This is a genomic window from Oceanobacillus caeni (assembly GCF_042678465.1).
In the GTDB taxonomy this organism is placed as follows: domain Bacteria; phylum Bacillota; class Bacilli; order Bacillales; family Amphibacillaceae; genus Oceanobacillus; species Oceanobacillus caeni.
On sequence record NZ_JBHTKV010000015.1, the window covers coordinates 18,206 to 34,132 of the forward strand.

The following is a 15,927-nucleotide window of genomic DNA, read 5'->3' on the forward strand; positions in this document are numbered from 1 at the left end:
TTAAAATTAAAAGAGCTGAAGAATTATTTCTCCAGCTCTAGTACCACAAGTTGATCTCCCTCGTCAAGTAAGGGTTTTTCCTTAAAAGTGACAAAGACCAGATTCCCGTTTTTACGTTTAATACATAACGGTATTCCTTTCGACTTCCGTTTTTCTTTCAGTAGAGTTTGTTTGCTATTAATTTCAATAGTATGAAAGGTATAACCAATGTTGACTTTTTTATTTAGCTCTGTAAATGTTGCACCTTCTTCAAATAACAAATTCGCTTTAAGAGCAGATGGGATTTCTCTATGTTCGACTTGACTCGTTCCAATTGGCAGGGAGAACGTGTTGTGATAACCGAATTCAGGGATGTAGGTTTGGCAAACAAGTGCATTATACGCTGCATCTCCCTTCATAGCTAAAATTGTGTCATAAGGGGTCATGTCTACTTCGAAATCACTATGCTCCGAGAGAATTTCTCCATGATAAGTAGGAATACCAAATTTTCTTGCCCGGTACAATTGATCATCGGATGTATCGGTAATCAAGACCGAAGCCCCCATATCTTTTAAATGCTGTGCAAAAGCAATCGAAAAACTACTAGCACCCACCATCACAACACCTGAAGAGTTGGTATTAGCCAAACCCAGCTTTCGAGCAATGGGACCGATAGAAAAACCATGAGCACAAACGGTAATAAAAACTAAAGCTAACGTAAGTGGTGTTAAAATGGAGGCATTTGGATAGCCATCTTCTATTAATAAACCGGCAAAATACCCTGAAACCGTCAATGCAACGACTCCCCTTGGCGCAATCCAACCTACAAGTGTTTTTTCTTGTAAAGTCAGTTCTGTTCCAATTGTTGATATCCAAATAGATAACGGTCGAACAAGGAAAAGCATAATGATAACAAATAAAATGATCGGCCAAGTGAAAATTTCCATAATCGTATCCCTTGTAAGTGATGCCGTCAATAAAATAAAGACGGTAGACGTAAGCATAACCGAAATATTTTCCATGAAATGACCAATACTTCCAATAGAATGGACATATTTCTTGGACCGAGCTAATGTTAGCCCCATGACGGTTACAGAAAGCATCCCCGTTTCATGCATGATGACTTCACCAGATGCAAAACAAATTAAGACAAAGCAAAAAATAATTGGGGACTTTAAGTATTCAGGGAATAATCCTTTACTAACTAAAAGACTAACGAGCATACCAATGGCATAGCCAACTAAAATTGCCAAAATGGAATCGACAAAAAATGGAATGAAATCACTAAGTTGAAACGGTTCCTCCGAGGTTATTTTGATAATCTCATAAGCAAATAAAGCTAGCAACGGACCAATTGGATCAACAATAATGCCTTCCCATTTCAATACCGAAGAAACTCGGGGGGTTAATTTTGCTTGCCTAAGTAGTGGAATAATGACTGTAGGACCGGTCACAACAAATAACCCACCAATGATAAAAGAAATCTCGAGACTAAGCCCAGCAATAAAATGTGCCGCTAATGAGCCTCCAATCCAAGCTATAAGGGCACCAAAGGTCACGATACGAAAGACGGACTTAGAGATACCTTTCAATTCACGGATATCAAGGCTTGTACTACCTTCAAATAAAATCAATGCAACGGCAAGGGAGATAATGGGACTATAAAGTTCTCCTAGTCCTTCCTGTGGATTGATTAAACCAAATATTGGACCAATCAAGAGTCCAGCAATCGTCATGATCACGATAGAAGGCCACTGAATCCTCCACGCTAACCATTGTGAAAACATACCAAGTGCAATGACGACAACAATACTAATCAACGTAAGTTCCTGTTGAATTTCCATCACCTTCTTTTTTGAATAGGAATAGTTTATCATTATCCTGTGCAATAGAAAAGTTTATAATCAAAATGATGTGATAAAAATGGGGTGTGGATTGTAATAATTGGGGAATGAAGGAAAACCTCTACTGATGAAAGTCTTCTTTATATTAAAAAATATATATTAGGAGGTGTTCCTCTTGGTAGATCAAAAGAAAAAGACCAGTGGTATTTCAATTATAATTGCAATCATAGCAGCTTTGAAGCCGGACAAATTGCTGGAAGTTATGGAATAAGCCTTATACCTAGTACATTGATAACTATCGCAATCGCCGTCATTTTTTGGTATGGATTTAACTTTTTCTTAAAACAAAATAAGGACAACCAGGAGTAGTTTTAGGCTACTCTTTTTTGTTATTATATATTACAAATTGTTATCGAAAAAAGTGAATTTGGCCTTCTATGATGAATTATTAAAAAAGGGGGGAGGGGACGATTTGAATAAATATCTAAAGATCATACTTGGAGTTCTGGGGGTCCTTTTGTTAGGAATAGGATTACTTGTAGTCACCTTATATATTAGAAATGAAGCCTGATAAAGATGAAGAAGAAAAGATATGGAGTCTAGCTGAAGCGTATTTAAAAGATAATTTTAATGATAACTTCGAGTTATATGATACTTTGTATGATAATATGGGGAACTTTGGATTTGAATATGCTGCTAAGGTTAGGGATAAGAAAACGAATACGCAATTTTTAGTTTATTATGATGATGAAACAAAACGAATGGTGGATACGTATATTGCAGATAAATGGGCAAAGGATTTAGAATCTGAAATACGTCCTTTTATTAAAGAGAATTTTGGAGAAACAACTAATATGTTCATTTTCTTTAATGATACAATTGGGCAAGAACTGGGTATTGATCCTATTAATCTTACAAGTTATAAAGAGTTTGATGTTAAACCTACCATCCGTATTACTGTTCCACGTAAAAATAGTGACGGTGATGAAAAACTTGTTGATGAATTCATATCTTTCTTAAGAAACGAAGATAAATTGCAACATGGTTCGGTTATTATAGAGTATATCGCTGAAAGTGGTGAAATTTTAGATAATGAATGGGGTAAGGATTTTTAAATAGTTAAGTCAGAAATGATCCATTGTTCTTAACGTAAAAATGAGTTAAAAAAAGTTATGCCAGTATACGAGGAGTTGATTTTTCGGTTACTCTATTGAAAGAAATACATCAAGCATCGATATTACTATTACTTGTATGTTCATTCTTATATTATAGACATCTTAAAAAAAATAAAGAGAGAAAGAAAACTCACTCCATTTGAATTTTCAATGTTTATCGTAACGCAACTTGCCTATCTTCTTTGGGCGGGCAGCTTCCTTCTTCTTCTTTTGGATAAAATTTAAATAGAGTTCCTTTTTAGCAAACTAATATGATTGGTTAGGGGGAATTATCATTAGAAAAATTATGCTTGTTTTAATGGTCATAACTATTTTCGTCTTATCTGCTTGTAGTGAAGAAAATTTAGTCCATTATTCTTCCAAAAAAGAAGCTTTTTTCGAAAAGAATAAAGAGGATTCGAATTACATAAAACTTTCTAACGGAGAATACGATATCTCTCTTGTAGAGGGGCATACGATAAGTGAAGACGTTCCAAACTATATATCGGGATAAAGGAAGTTAAAGAATAGATTAAAATAACTGAGGTATAAGGGGGAAGAAATATGAGGGTGTTACTTGAATTACTACGCATCATTATTATTTTGGGGCTTTTCGGTGGAATAGGATGGCTGCTTATAGAAAATATTTATACTGTCAATGAAGCAACTGAAAATTATTCTTGGCTAGGAGCAATAGCCATTTTATTATTACTGTTTGTATTGTACAGAAATAAGTTTCAATTCTCTGGTTGGTATAAAGGAAAAGGCAGAGTAAAACTTCCAAGGCATATTTCTTTCATATTAATTTCGACTTCTATATTACTAATCGTATCACCATTTGTATTGGGTTCTTTACAGGGGTAATGATTGGTTATTATTCAAGACAAACATTAAGGGTGCCTTCCAAGATAAGGAAGGCACCCTTAATCATCAATGTGGTATTTTAATGGAATAATGGAACTTTTTCCATTTCCATTCGTACGTAAAGTATAAAGACAAAATGGTAGGGAGTGTAGCAAGTGAAAAAGTATATTATTTTTGTAGTTAGTTTTTTATTGGTATTTTCATTAATCCAAGTTCTGTCAGGAATACTTCTTACATATACATATACTCCAGACATGATGGAGGCTTGGAATCTTAGTCCTAATCTAACTCAAGAAGTTGTTATTAAAGGTAGTCATCCTTCATTGTTATTAACATTATTAATTGGACTCATTTCTGTTACAATTGCATATTTTATCTCAAAAAAATATATAAATAAACATTAACAATTGAACGGAAGAAAGTGAATTGCTTAAAAAGGGAAATTAAAGTTTTTTACTTAAAATATTCCGTTCAAATAAACATCCAATTATGCTATCGTATATAGTAGAAAATGATTTTTGAACGTAAAACGATTTTTAAATAAGTTAGTGTAAATATGTCGTTATTGCGAATTTTGTTGATGTGTGTTTCTATTTGTAGAAAAATTTAATCTAGCAAAGGGAGGTATTAAAGTGTTTAGGCGTAGAAGGTTAAACACCAGAGGGAAGATTGTGGTTTTCATTCTATTAACCATTATGATTCTACTATTAACTGGGTTGGTTGGTAATGATAAAATGAATGCTGCAAAAGAAAATGACACGAATATAGAGAATTCACACGAAATGTTATCATTTTCTTCTGAGCCAGTATTAGCTTTTTCCGATTCTACATTAAGTCAATCTATCATTGATAGGGAAAATAAAAAAAGAGAATCAGCCCGAAAAAAAGAGGTCGAGAAGCAAAATAAGATAGATCAACAAGAAAAAGCCATCTATCTAACATTTGATGATGGGCCATCAGATATTTCAGGCCAATTACTTGATGTCTTAGACAAATATCAGATGAAGGCAACCTTTTTCATGGTGGGTCTAAAGATAAAAGAACATCCTGAAGTTGTAAAGCGAATGCATAAAGAGGGATTTGGACTTGGACTACATAGTATTACTCATGATGTAGGTAAAGTTTATAGTAGTAAATCCTCTCCGTCAGAAGAAATGATAGAGAATCGGGAGATATTGGAAAACATAATAGGTGTACGTTCTAACATTGTCCGTTTACCCTATGGAAGTATTCCATATCTAACGGAAGCTATGCGCTATTTATTAGACCAAAATGATTTTAAGGTTTGGGATTGGAATGTAGATAGTCTAGACTGGAAATTTAAAAATGAACGATATGTTCAACATACAATCCAAGAAATAAAAAATATGGAGCAAGCAGGTGAAACTCCGGTAGTCCTTCTTCATGATAAACAAGAGACAATAAAACATTTACCCAAACTATTATCTTTTATTAAGAAACAAGGCTATCAAACGGAAATACTCACTAACGATATGGCACCATTAACATTTTCGTGTAACGGACGTTGTCATACCATACACTAATTCCAGTTTAGCAGCAGGAGGTAACTTTGGGTGAATAGATTAATAGTATTAACGATTGTTTTATTTTTCTCATTTTTTCTAACTGGATGTTCTTCCGATGAAAGACAGGCTACCAACATCCACAAAATAATGGAGGAATCTGCTGAGTTTGAAAAAGATTTCGCCGCTAATGAAAAAGAACTAAATGAAACTAGAAAAAATGCACAGTTGGTATACAATGATTTGATTAGTCTCGATATCAATGATAAGGACATCATTAAGCAAAAGATAGAAGAAGCCAATACATACATGAAAAAACAACAAGCGCTATTAGTGGAAGCGGAAGAAAACTTTCAAAAGGCTTATAAGGAGTCTGTAACCATTGAGGAAAATATTAAAAAGATCAAAGACGAGAAGCAAAGAAAACAAGCATCAAAGCTAATAACGATTATGAACGAACGGAAAAAATTGATGGATACCTTTTTTAAAGACTACCATGAAAATTTAGAAATACAGAACACATTATATGAATATATTGAAGATGAAAATTTTGATTTAAAAAAACTAGATGAGCAGATTAATGATATAAATGAACATAGTCAAGAAATGGGTGAGATTATACAACAATTTAATCAATATACCAAACAGTTTGTTCAAGCAAAAAACGACTATTATCAAATGAATTAATTAAGTTGTGGGTAAAATAAAAGGGGACTAGAAAATTGCTTACTAGTCCTCTTTTATTTTAAAGTTACAAATTGCTGCTCATACTTTGCTTTTTTTATGCATCTTATATTCAATTAGCATTTCACAAACAACAGCCAATATAATAACGAATAGTGCATATATTACAGAAGTTAATAGCCATATTAAACCGAAAAGGCCCAAAGCTCCAACCCAAAGAGCGCCGGAGAGCAAGCCTCTTTTTGCAGTTAGTTCAGGATCACTATATCTTTGATAATAATCTTCCATTATGATTCTTTGTTCTTCCACAACCCAAGGTTTATAGCGCTTTTTCTCCGTAAGAAGTAAGAATGCAAGGATAGCCAGTGCTGGGATAGCAAACGGAATTAATATGCCAAGTATTTCAACCCAAGTATTTCCATCTAGATAATATTGAGATGTAGAAATAGTAATACCAAATAAAATAGATCCAACCGCCAATGCGTAAATCAGTGCACGTATCCATGACATTGGGTAATTTCTTGCTGTTTCCTGAGTAAGTCCAAGGAAAACAAAAGCAGCTCCTGTTGGAACAACAAAAGGTAATAGGGCGGAGATTCCATAAAATATATTATTAGTGGAGAAGTAGGTGATAAGGCTTGTTATTAATCCAAATAAGAGAACACTTCCCGCAACTGTATAACCAATTGCATGTTTTACCCCCACTTTATTGCCTTGTTGTATATACATTTCCCCGATCAATTCATTTCGTTTCTGCTTGCTAATCTCATCGGCAATTGTTGTAATATCGCCTAGTTCAGCCACGGCCTTTGTGAAAGCGTCATTTGACTGCATGCCCTTTTCCTCAAGATTAGAAATTCTAGCATGTAAGTTAGAAGTAATCTCTTCTTTAAAATCTCTAAGCTCGGGCGTTTCTTCATATCCGTGGAATAGGTCATCTACATACTTCTTAATAGTTATATTCATTTTACTCCTCCTCCAATAACTGATTTAGTATTTGTTGAGTAAATTCCCAATCTACTTTATTTTGACGGTAACGGTTTTTTCCTTTGTCAGTGATTCTATAATATTTACGTCGCCCACCTTGTGTCTCATCTCCCCAATAGCCGATAATGCATTCTTCCTTTTCCAGTCTTTTATAACTTGAATAAAGAGTAGCTTCTTTTAACTGATAGAGCCCTCCCGTTTTTTCCAAAATAGTATTATATATTTCATACCCATAGCTATCGCTCTTCATTAAAATACCGAGGACAATTGTATCTGTATGACCACGAAGTAAATCAGCGGATACTTTTCCTTTCATCGTGATACCTCCACTCACAATACTGTTATAAATAAATTACTGTAAATATAAATTACTATATCTGTCATAGTAAGTCAAGATCTAGGACAGTATTTTATCTTACTTCCTATTTTTTTCAATTTGTTGTACCCTTTTTATACAGCAACCTATCGAACGAAAGTCCCTGTCCTTTATATTAGAAAATAAAATATTTAGCTACCTTGACAATAGAGCTGATTATTACGGACTTTAACATTTGCAGGGAAGAGACTGAATGATAGGATGTCATTTAATTATTTTGGATGGAAGGGAATGATTGCTTAGAATATTTTCGGATTTAAAGGTAAAGGCAATGCCAACAAGAAAATCCATTGAAGGATGACATAATCTGCTATTTTCCTGTCTAAATTAAGTATTATTTATTTTCTTTGAATGAAGAATACTAGCAACAGGAAGACAGAAGTCCGGATCATGGAGAGTTTTACAACAAGAGAAATAGTTGGAAAGAGGAATGAAATGAGTACAATTACGAAGCAAAAAAAGACCAATAAACTTAGAATGGTATTACGAGGATTATCAATTATTATCGGGGCATTTATAACTGCATATGGTTTAGAGGCAATATTAATTCCAAACAACGTATCAGATGGCGGTGTTACAGGTCTAAGTATCGTTGGTTCACAATTAATTGGATTACCTTTAGGGGTTCTAATTGCACTACTAAATATCCCATTTGTATTTTTAGGATATAAACAGATTGGGAAAAGTTTCGCTATTTATTCCGTTATAGGTATTGCTTCACTAGCATTTGGGACTAGCATTATGCACCATATACCAACCATTATTCAAGGAGATACGTTACTAGTAACCGTTATTGGTGGTATTATTATTGGTTTTGGTATGGGGTTGGCATTAAGAAATGGCGGAGCATTAGACGGTATTGATATGTTAGCCGTATTACTATCCCGGAAATTGCCTTTTGGAACGAGTGATTTAATTTTATTCTTAAACTTGTTTGTGTTTATTGTTGTTTCAACGGTCTTTGGTCTACAAGGAGCTTTCTTATCGGGAATCGCTTATTTTATTGCCTCAAAAGTAATTCATACCGTTGAAGAAGGTTTAAGTGGCTCGAAAACCTTTAAAATCATAACCAATCAACCTGAATTAATGGTAGAAACCATACGTGATCGCCTAGGTCGAAGCGCTACGTTTAATGAAGTTGAAGGCGGTTATTCAAATGAGAAATTCAAGGAAATAACTTGTGTTATTAACCGTTTAGAGGACAGTAAAATGAAAGAAATCATTTATGAAATTGACAAATTTGCTTTTGTTACGGTATATGATGTGGCAGAAGTTAAAGGTGGTAATTTTAAAAAGCACAATATTCATTAATTTGACTTATGAGGATTATTAAAAAATGACACATTCGATGAGACTATGTTTTCCAACTTTGAACTAGTAATTAAATACGTTTAAAGGGAGGAAACGGGATCGGCCTGTCCTTTTTTAATAATCTTCATCTCGTATTTACCCCTCCATATAACTAGCTTTTCACCTTCCTTATATAGTGCAAAAAAGTAACCCTTTCTAAAGAGAAAGGATTACTTAGGTATGTTTCTGATTTCAGTGCTGAATAGTTGCTATGATTAAGTTAATCCAATTAATTTCGATTGCTTTTTAAATCTTCTACTTCCTCTATGCTTAATTCCGTAACTTCAGCAATGTCTGCTAATGACATTCCTTTTAATAGCAGATGTTCAGCTACTTTGATTGCCTTTTCTTTGTTACCTTTCTCTATCCCTTTCTCTATTCCTCTTTCCATCCCTTTTTTTAAACCCCTAGCCTGAGCTTCATCGTAAAACCGCTTTAAGTCTTCTCCTAAGTTCGAAATCATTTGGTTAACCTCCTTTGGATTTGCTTGATCAATTGTTTGTTCCATTTTCCTATGCTGATCAACGGGGAAACGTTTCATAACAATCTGTTTAAACCAATTTTGAAATAATGTGAATTCCTTTTGCGTTAAGTTTTGTAATGCGCCAGTTAGCGCTTTTAGTTTTTTGTAAAGTTCGTTAGGATTCTTGTTTTTTTGATCCAAATAAAATATAGAAGAAATTAAATTAGATAACTCAAGTAATTCAATATCAGTATATCGATTCACGTCGAGTAGAATGTATTTAAAATTAAGTGTTTGGTCTCCAAACATAGTTGCTTTGCCGAGTGTTTGTTTGAACTCCAGTGGAACCGTCCAATTTCCCGCACCATTGTATAGTACAATTGGTACGATAACAGGAAGATGAAAATCCTTTTGTTTCACTTTACGGTCATCACTACTTTTTACAATTTCGCGCCAGACTTCAACCATGTAAAGTAATAAGCGATAGGGCATTTGATGATCTACGGTTGATTGTAATTCCATTAGCGTGTAAAAAATGACTTCTTGCTCTTTAAGTTTCATTTTATATACCAAATCAGCTTCTTTTTCCTGAAAATCTGGTAATATAAACGATTTGTCTATCAGTTCCGTATTTGCTTCATCAATTTGGTCTACCCAATCTTTGTCTACAAACGATTGGAGCAACTGGATAAATACTTGTTTTGTGGTTAATAAGTATTTATATCCGACATCATGTTCGTTATTAATCTTTCCCGATTTATTTACTTTTGACACACCAAATACCTCTTTTCTTTATTATATTCGATTAATCTGCAATTTCCATCATTATTGTTGAATTTTCAAAAATAAACAACTAGTTAAATTTGAAAATGGAGGATATGGTATTGGTCAGAAATGGAGTTTTACTTAAAGGAAAAAGGTATTTTGGTGAGGATAAATTGAACTGAAACGCAAATTTAGCATATATGGGCGACACAAGGGCAGTTTATTCTCCTAGTCTAAGTATAAACCATGTGGAGAGATACCTATCCTTGTGTCTCTTGTCCGCTTATTTCTCAGGTTTGATATAAGGAATCCTTTATAAAACTGGAAATTACTTTGCAGCAAAAAGTTCTACAAGACTTCCTTTTTCATAATTTGTCCTCCCTATACTTATACAACGAGTAAGTAATCATAAATGTATACACCTAAATAAAATTTTTTTCCCATCTATAGTAGAGTTTAACTTATAATAAATGAAGAAAATATTGAAACTTCAACGTGATTTTTTCGTAAGTATAAGTAGTTATACTTGATCACTCAGAATGGAGCGTTTTATGGACAAACTTGTTGAACTTGAAAATATTAGTAAAATCTATACGAATAAAAATGTTTTACGTAATATTTCATTATCGATAAATGAGAATCAAGCCATTGCAATTTTAGGTGGAAATGGGACGGGAAAAAGCACTTTACTACGGATCCTAGCGGGTATTGAACGACCAAGTTCTGGAAAGGTCCATTACCTTAACAAAAACATCAAAATCGGATATGTGCCCGAAAGATTTCCTAAAAATATTCGATTCACCCCAAGTGAATATTTACGTTACATGGGGGAGATGAGTGGAATCTCAAAGGATTACTTAACGAAAAGAATCAAGAACTTATTACACCGATTTCAGCTAGAAGGACTGGATAACCATCGAATCATGGAACTATCAAAAGGTAATATTCAAAAAGTTGGACTTATCCAGGCAATTATGCAGAAGCCCAACCTATTAATTTTGGATGAGCCATTATCCGGTCTTGATTTCGAATCGCAGGAAGAATTAGTGAAAATCATAGGGGAATTGAAAAGGCAAGGAACCACCGTATTGATAACGTATCATGAGTCTCATATTTTTGAGTCAATAGTAGATAACACTTTTTTATTACATAATGGAAGTATTTCAGTAACGGAATCTATTGAAAAACAATCTATAAAATTATTGGTAGTTCGAAATGTAGACAAATCATTTGTTAAAGAGTGGGGCGAGATACTTGAGTTGGAAGAAAAGGACCAACAATTATATCTTTATGTTCCAGTAAAAGAGAGCGATGTTATTTTATCTAGAGTTCTTCAATTAAATGGAAGTATTGAGGCGGTATCAACGGTAACATTAAATGATATGGAGAGATCGTTATGAAAGCATTAATAAAATATACTTTACACGATTATCTTCGTTCCCATAAGTATTTTCCACCTATTTCAACATTCATTATTTTGATTTTTGTCTATTATTCTTACACCCAAAATCCAGTAATTGATAGTTATGCTATATCGGCATTGATTGTATATATTATATCCGCCTGGTTATGTATGAGTGTTTTATCACTTGATTCACCTGTTCAAAGGCAAGTGATGATTCTTCATCTAGGTGGTAGGAATCGATATTATCTATCCAAATTAATTGCCGTTTGGATCATTTCTTTGATACTAATTCTCTATGCATTTATCTATCCAATTATTTTTGGTATGTTTGAGGAACCAGTAACTTTAAAAATTGGCCTAGTTTCCATTGTGAACCTTGTTTTTCTATCGATACTAGGAATAAGTGTTGCAAGTTTATTTAGTAAAGTGATAACGGAAAGCGCCGTTAATTCTTATGGGGGATTATCTCTTGCTATCGTCATATCTTTAGCAGCTTTAGGAATATATGATGCCCTTCCATTATATCTTAAGAACATAACTTGGATAATTCCCCCGGCAGCTAGTACACAACCTATATTATTTAATTGGAATGGTGAAAGTATCTTGGATCTTTCTTTATTTCCATTTTTATGGATTATCATTTATTCACTGCTTCTTTTATTTCTGTTCTTAACGTTAGCGAAGAGATTTCAAAAATGATTTGTAGCAGTGTATTAAACAAGAGAACATTAAATTTTGAAGAAATAAACCATTATAGATAGTTCAAGGAGATTAGTTATGGAAATATCATTGATTAGACACGGAAGGTCACAACTCAATGAAAATGACAAGGTGATTTGTTCAGAGTTTAAGAAATGGGTAGAAAAATATGATTCCAATGGTGTATTTAAAGAGTTAACCTATCCTCTTGAGACGAGAGAGAAAGTAGAAAACGCCAAAATAGTTGTGACAAGTAATTTAGAAAGGGCTGTTCAGTCAGCTAAACTACTAAAACCGGAAGTTCAAACAATCTCCGACTCCTTATTTCGAGAAGCAGAATTACCAATTGCATCCATAAAATATGTGAAATTAAGACCGAGCACTTGGACGTTTTTTTTAAGATTATTATGGTTTTGTGGTTATTCTAACGGATGCGAGTCTTTAAGAGATGCAAAGATAAGGGCGGTAAAGGCTTCAGAGCAATTAATTGAGTATGTAGAAAAATATAAATCGGTAGTATTAGTGGGACATGGCTTTTTTTATATGTTAATAGCAAAGGAATTACAGAAAAAGAGATGGGAAGGGAAAAGAAAGACAGGTGCAAACATTGGAATTGTACAACCTATTCCCTGATACATTGATGAATGATTATTGGTGACAAAGGTAATCTAAGTTACCTACCTTAAGGGGTTGAGTTTTTTGAGTAATGAAGGTACTTCAAAGTTTACAAAATGGCGGGAAAAATATGGGGTGTTAGTCATTGCGTTAAGTTGTTTGTTAAGTGCAATTACAAGTTGGGGTAAAAGTTGGATTCTTACAGGTATTTTAGTATTAGGTGTATTGGTTTTTGGAACGATAGGGATCTTTGATATAAAGAATGCTAGAGCGGAAGAAAAGTAAAAAGGAGCAGGCGTATGAAAAATTCATTAGAGATTGGGACTGATACATCTTTTGCTTTGAACTTTTTGATTTACATACAAAACATTTATCTAAATCAAGATCAAAATGAAGAAAAATTAAGGTTTCCTTATTTACCAATAACAGTGGTGTTTAAAGATGACTTTGAAATAAAGTTTAAAGAACTATGGAATGAAATATTTCAACGAATAGCCGAAGACAATAAAAACGGTGTCATTCCATTTTATCAAGATAAAGATTTGTATTATGAAAAGCTATTTGTGATTAATGAAAATAGTTCAAAGGCATTTAATCAAATATATAAAACATTCAACGTGTGGTGGCATAGCTTCGCAGGTCATATTTCAGTTGAAAAATCTGTCGATGAAATGGGGCAACAATTATATACAGAATTGGCCAATTTGCTCATTCAAAAAGGAGTAAAACCTCAAAGGCGATTGAATATTAGTTTAATTTATGATGATTGTCTATTGGCAGATTCCCAAATCACTTCTTATTTTTCTGTTATTCCGATTAGGGATTTTTTTGCTAAATACAAAGAATTGGTTTCAAAATTAGAAGCTTGTATGGATTAAGTTATACTAAAAGGTGTGGAGAAGAAAATGATGGATAGAAGAATAACAGAATTAGTTAATTTAACGAAAACGAAATTCGGCCTAGATAATTACTTCTTACAAAGTCATAGTCTCAGAAGAAATGTAAATATTTTTAATGAGACGATTTTTACATTATCGATGGAGTGGTTCCCAAACCATGTCATTGTACCTGAAGATGATGATTCCAATCCAGAAGGTACAGCGGTAATCGATGTAGATGTAACTACTCGAAAATACGAAAGTGTTATTTTTGTCATGGATAAGACGTATGCAAATAATGGGGTTACATTCGCAGGCTTGGATAGAAACGACATGATAAAATGGATTGAGCGGGAAACCGGATTAACCTATGGTAAACAATTTCAGTTATATAAAGAAGAGGAAGGCAGACTTCTTTTTAATGAATGTATTGACGGTATCGCAGTTTCTCCTTCAGGGTCCATTGAAATCAAATTAGATAATGAAGGTAGGTTAACTTTTTTCTCTGTACTTGGTCAATTTTCTACTAAAGAACTGGTAAAGGATGAAAAATATACACTTACTTTTGAAAGTGTAGAACATCTGGCAAAGGAACAGCTGAAATTGATTGAATTTCCTTCATTTGAACAGGAGAAATTATTTCCTATTTATGCCGTTGAAGAGTTCTATGTTACGAATGAGAATAAATCTTTAATCCCCTTTGAATTTATTGAAGATGTTAGGTCATATCAAAAAATAGGAGAAACCATTCATTGGGATGAACCGATTGATAAACCTTTTGATCGGAAAGAGGTTAATTGGTTGGAGGAAGTCACGGTAGATCAAGCCTTTACCTTGGAGCCGTCTCCTGATTCTTTCCCAATTACAAAGGTAGAAAAAGAGAAATGCCTATTAACAGTACGGGAATTATTGCGACAAGACTATCCAAAAGACACAGGAAAATGGATGTTTAAAACACTTCATCGTGAAAACGGATATATAAACGCCATATTAAGAATGAGCAATCAGACTAACCGTGTGTTTCAAAGAAAACTTGTCATCATCATTGATCCAAAATCATTCCAAGCAGTAAATTATGTGGATAACAAACCGATGTTGGAGATGTTTGATCATTTTTCCCCACCAGATGAGGTTACTATAACAAGGGAAGAATCGTATGAGAAAATAAAAGATAAATTCGACATAAATCCCTATTATGTTTATGACTTTGAACGCAAGCAGTATGTTCTTTGCGGAAAGATTGACTGTGAATATGGAGTGAATGGATCAAACGGAGAAATTGTTGCATTAGATGATTTGTAGTAAAAAAGGCTAATAAAAATAAAATAATTAAGTATTATCAATTACGCATGCAGAGTGGATGAATTTGCATGATGAACGAAATCAATCCAAATAAAGATAAAGAGTGCTTCTTGTTGAAATTAATGTTACAGTTGGAGAGAATATTTTAAAAGTGAGTAGGTGAACAACATGATTGAAGTAAAGACATCTCCGCTAAGTGATGGAGAATTTAATAGAGGGGTATTTGCTACATGTGATTTCAAAAAAGGAGAGCTATTACATGAAGCACCTGTTATCGCTTATCCAAACGATCAGCATCAACACATTGAGAAAACGTTGCTAGCTGATTACGCCTTTGAGTATGGGATCAATCACACTGCTATCCTTCTTGGTTATGGAATGTTGTTTAACCATTCTTATGAACCAAATGCAACTTATGAGATTAACTTTGACAACCACACATTTAATTTTTATGCTTACACAGATATAAAAGCAGGGGACGAGATTCTAATCAATTATAACGGTGAAGTTGATAACAATGATCCACTTTGGTTTAATCAAGACTAAAAAGGTTTATATAAGTTGTTGCTTTATAATAAAAAGTATCCAATTTTGATGGTAGTTACTGTTGAGGAAAAATTTCAAAAAATGCATATTAGCCAATGATTAGTATAAAGAGGTTGGGACAAAAATGTTTATCAAAAGGGAAATCCGAACTTTGCAGAAGTTTGGAGTGGATAAACTGCTCCGGAAATTCTGCGGGATTGTTCGTCTTTTGAGTTAAACATTTCGTTATGTTCCAACCTCTTTTTGGTCTCTAGTATTTCTAATCTTGAATGGTCATTCATTAGACAAATGGGTGAATGTTCTCTAAGATTTCTGGGTTTAATATTACGCATAGATAGAGAGGGCGTTTTATCAGCACCCGGGCGTGAGATATCAGTAAAAGAAAGTTGAAGCTATATCAGCACATGGCATGGGATATCAGCAAAAATTGGAGCTATATCAGCGCTCGGGCGTGAGATATCAGTAAAAGTTGAAGCCATATCAGCACATGGCA

The 15,927-nt window shown here is 33.6% G+C and carries 17 protein-coding genes; 13 read left to right on the plus strand and 4 right to left on the minus strand.

The features are described from left to right. Positions 1 to 23 precede the first annotated feature (23 nt). Positions 24 to 1,823: a cation:proton antiporter gene (locus ACFQ18_RS11505; protein WP_060669085.1), complete on the minus strand. Its 1,800-nt coding sequence runs from the start codon at positions 1,821 to 1,823 to the stop codon at positions 24 to 26. A gap of 560 nt (positions 1,824 to 2,383) precedes the next feature. Here ACFQ18_RS11505 and ACFQ18_RS11510 point away from each other — a divergent pair. From ACFQ18_RS11510 to ACFQ18_RS11530, 5 genes are all read left to right on the plus strand, one after another. Beyond that, positions 2,384 to 2,938 (plus strand): hypothetical protein, encoded by a 555-nt coding sequence (locus tag ACFQ18_RS11510; RefSeq protein ID WP_379566392.1) that lies wholly within the window; start codon positions 2,384 to 2,386, stop codon positions 2,936 to 2,938. A gap of 603 nt (positions 2,939 to 3,541) precedes the next feature. Continuing rightward, on the plus strand, positions 3,542 to 3,841 hold the full coding sequence (locus tag ACFQ18_RS11515) for a hypothetical protein (RefSeq protein WP_060669077.1): 300 nt from the start codon (positions 3,542 to 3,544) through the stop codon (positions 3,839 to 3,841). Between the two features lie 155 nt (positions 3,842 to 3,996). Continuing rightward, positions 3,997 to 4,245, plus strand: coding sequence for a hypothetical protein (locus tag ACFQ18_RS11520; protein WP_047184378.1), 249 nt, complete (start codon positions 3,997 to 3,999; stop codon positions 4,243 to 4,245). Between the two features lie 228 nt (positions 4,246 to 4,473). Then, a complete protein-coding gene (locus tag ACFQ18_RS11525; protein WP_257457812.1) occupies positions 4,474 to 5,385 on the plus strand; it encodes a polysaccharide deacetylase family protein in 912 nt (303 codons plus the stop codon). Positions 5,386 to 5,415: 30 nt separating this feature from the next. Further along, positions 5,416 to 6,051, plus strand: coding sequence for a YkyA family protein (locus tag ACFQ18_RS11530; RefSeq protein ID WP_204798340.1), 636 nt, complete (start codon positions 5,416 to 5,418; stop codon positions 6,049 to 6,051). A 78-nt stretch (positions 6,052 to 6,129) separates the two neighbouring features. Here the strand turns inward: ACFQ18_RS11530 and ACFQ18_RS11535 are convergent, their stop codons facing one another. Next, the gene (locus tag ACFQ18_RS11535; RefSeq protein ID WP_047184376.1) at positions 6,130 to 7,014 is read right to left on the minus strand and encodes a permease prefix domain 1-containing protein; all 885 of its coding nucleotides are present in this window, start codon (positions 7,012 to 7,014) and stop codon (positions 6,130 to 6,132) included. A gap of 1 nt (position 7,015) precedes the next feature. Then, entirely contained in the window at positions 7,016 to 7,351 is a 336-nt protein-coding gene (locus tag ACFQ18_RS11540) for a PadR family transcriptional regulator (RefSeq protein ID WP_047184375.1), read from the minus strand. A gap of 495 nt (positions 7,352 to 7,846) precedes the next feature. On the opposite strand from ACFQ18_RS11540, the gene ACFQ18_RS11545 reads away from it, so the two are divergent. Further along, positions 7,847 to 8,722: a YitT family protein gene (locus ACFQ18_RS11545; RefSeq protein WP_060669145.1), complete on the plus strand. Its 876-nt coding sequence runs from the start codon at positions 7,847 to 7,849 to the stop codon at positions 8,720 to 8,722. A gap of 268 nt (positions 8,723 to 8,990) precedes the next feature. Here the strand turns inward: ACFQ18_RS11545 and ACFQ18_RS11550 are convergent, their stop codons facing one another. After that, on the minus strand, positions 8,991 to 9,998 hold the full coding sequence (locus tag ACFQ18_RS11550) for an Rpn family recombination-promoting nuclease/putative transposase (protein WP_204798347.1): 1,008 nt from the start codon (positions 9,996 to 9,998) through the stop codon (positions 8,991 to 8,993). Positions 9,999 to 10,540: 542 nt separating this feature from the next. On the opposite strand from ACFQ18_RS11550, the gene ACFQ18_RS11555 reads away from it, so the two are divergent. The 7 genes from ACFQ18_RS11555 (at position 10,541) to ACFQ18_RS11585 (ending at position 15,434) form a co-directional block, all read left to right on the plus strand. Beyond that, positions 10,541 to 11,389 carry an ABC transporter ATP-binding protein gene (locus tag ACFQ18_RS11555; RefSeq protein WP_204798348.1) on the plus strand — a complete coding sequence of 283 codons (849 nt, stop codon included), beginning with the start codon at positions 10,541 to 10,543 and terminating at the stop codon, positions 11,387 to 11,389. Beyond that, positions 11,386 to 12,093, plus strand: a complete 708-nt coding sequence (locus ACFQ18_RS11560) for a hypothetical protein (protein ID WP_204798350.1) — start codon at positions 11,386 to 11,388, stop codon at positions 12,091 to 12,093. Before ACFQ18_RS11555 ends, ACFQ18_RS11560 begins: the two co-directional genes overlap by 4 nt. A 78-nt stretch (positions 12,094 to 12,171) precedes the next feature. Further along, positions 12,172 to 12,726 (plus strand): histidine phosphatase family protein, encoded by a 555-nt coding sequence (locus ACFQ18_RS11565; protein ID WP_379566397.1) that lies wholly within the window; start codon positions 12,172 to 12,174, stop codon positions 12,724 to 12,726. A gap of 66 nt (positions 12,727 to 12,792) precedes the next feature. Then, on the plus strand, positions 12,793 to 12,993 hold the full coding sequence (locus ACFQ18_RS11570) for a hypothetical protein (RefSeq protein WP_204798351.1): 201 nt from the start codon (positions 12,793 to 12,795) through the stop codon (positions 12,991 to 12,993). Positions 12,994 to 13,007: 14 nt separating this feature from the next. Next, positions 13,008 to 13,586, plus strand: a complete 579-nt coding sequence (locus tag ACFQ18_RS11575) for a hypothetical protein (RefSeq protein ID WP_204798352.1) — start codon at positions 13,008 to 13,010, stop codon at positions 13,584 to 13,586. Positions 13,587 to 13,616: 30 nt separating this feature from the next. Beyond that, entirely contained in the window at positions 13,617 to 14,888 is a 1,272-nt protein-coding gene (locus ACFQ18_RS11580; RefSeq protein ID WP_204798353.1) for a hypothetical protein, read from the plus strand. 168 nt (positions 14,889 to 15,056) lie between these two features. Next, positions 15,057 to 15,434 (plus strand): SET domain-containing protein, encoded by a 378-nt coding sequence (locus ACFQ18_RS11585; protein ID WP_047184369.1) that lies wholly within the window; start codon positions 15,057 to 15,059, stop codon positions 15,432 to 15,434. The last annotated feature ends 493 nt before the right edge of the window (positions 15,435 to 15,927 follow it).

Bases quoted from the DNA above. Each gene is read 5' to 3' on its own strand.
- ACFQ18_RS11505 (WP_060669085.1), bottom strand. From the start codon at position 1,823: ATGGAAATTCAACAGGAACTTACGTTGATTAGTATTGTTGTCGTCATT.
- ACFQ18_RS11510 (WP_379566392.1), top strand. From the start codon at position 2,384: ATGAAGCCTGATAAAGATGAAGAAGAAAAGATATGGAGTCTAGCTGAA.
- ACFQ18_RS11515 (WP_060669077.1), top strand. From the start codon at position 3,542: ATGAGGGTGTTACTTGAATTACTACGCATCATTATTATTTTGGGGCTT.
- ACFQ18_RS11535 (WP_047184376.1), bottom strand. From the start codon at position 7,014: ATGAATATAACTATTAAGAAGTATGTAGATGACCTATTCCACGGATAT.
- ACFQ18_RS11540 (WP_047184375.1), bottom strand. From the start codon at position 7,351: ATGAAAGGAAAAGTATCCGCTGATTTACTTCGTGGTCATACAGATACA.
- ACFQ18_RS11545 (WP_060669145.1), top strand. From the start codon at position 7,847: ATGAGTACAATTACGAAGCAAAAAAAGACCAATAAACTTAGAATGGTA.
- ACFQ18_RS11555 (WP_204798348.1), top strand. From the start codon at position 10,541: ATGGACAAACTTGTTGAACTTGAAAATATTAGTAAAATCTATACGAAT.
- ACFQ18_RS11560 (WP_204798350.1), top strand. From the start codon at position 11,386: ATGAAAGCATTAATAAAATATACTTTACACGATTATCTTCGTTCCCAT.
- ACFQ18_RS11565 (WP_379566397.1), top strand. From the start codon at position 12,172: ATGGAAATATCATTGATTAGACACGGAAGGTCACAACTCAATGAAAAT.
- ACFQ18_RS11575 (WP_204798352.1), top strand. From the start codon at position 13,008: ATGAAAAATTCATTAGAGATTGGGACTGATACATCTTTTGCTTTGAAC.
- ACFQ18_RS11580 (WP_204798353.1), top strand. From the start codon at position 13,617: ATGGATAGAAGAATAACAGAATTAGTTAATTTAACGAAAACGAAATTC.
- ACFQ18_RS11585 (WP_047184369.1), top strand. From the start codon at position 15,057: ATGATTGAAGTAAAGACATCTCCGCTAAGTGATGGAGAATTTAATAGA.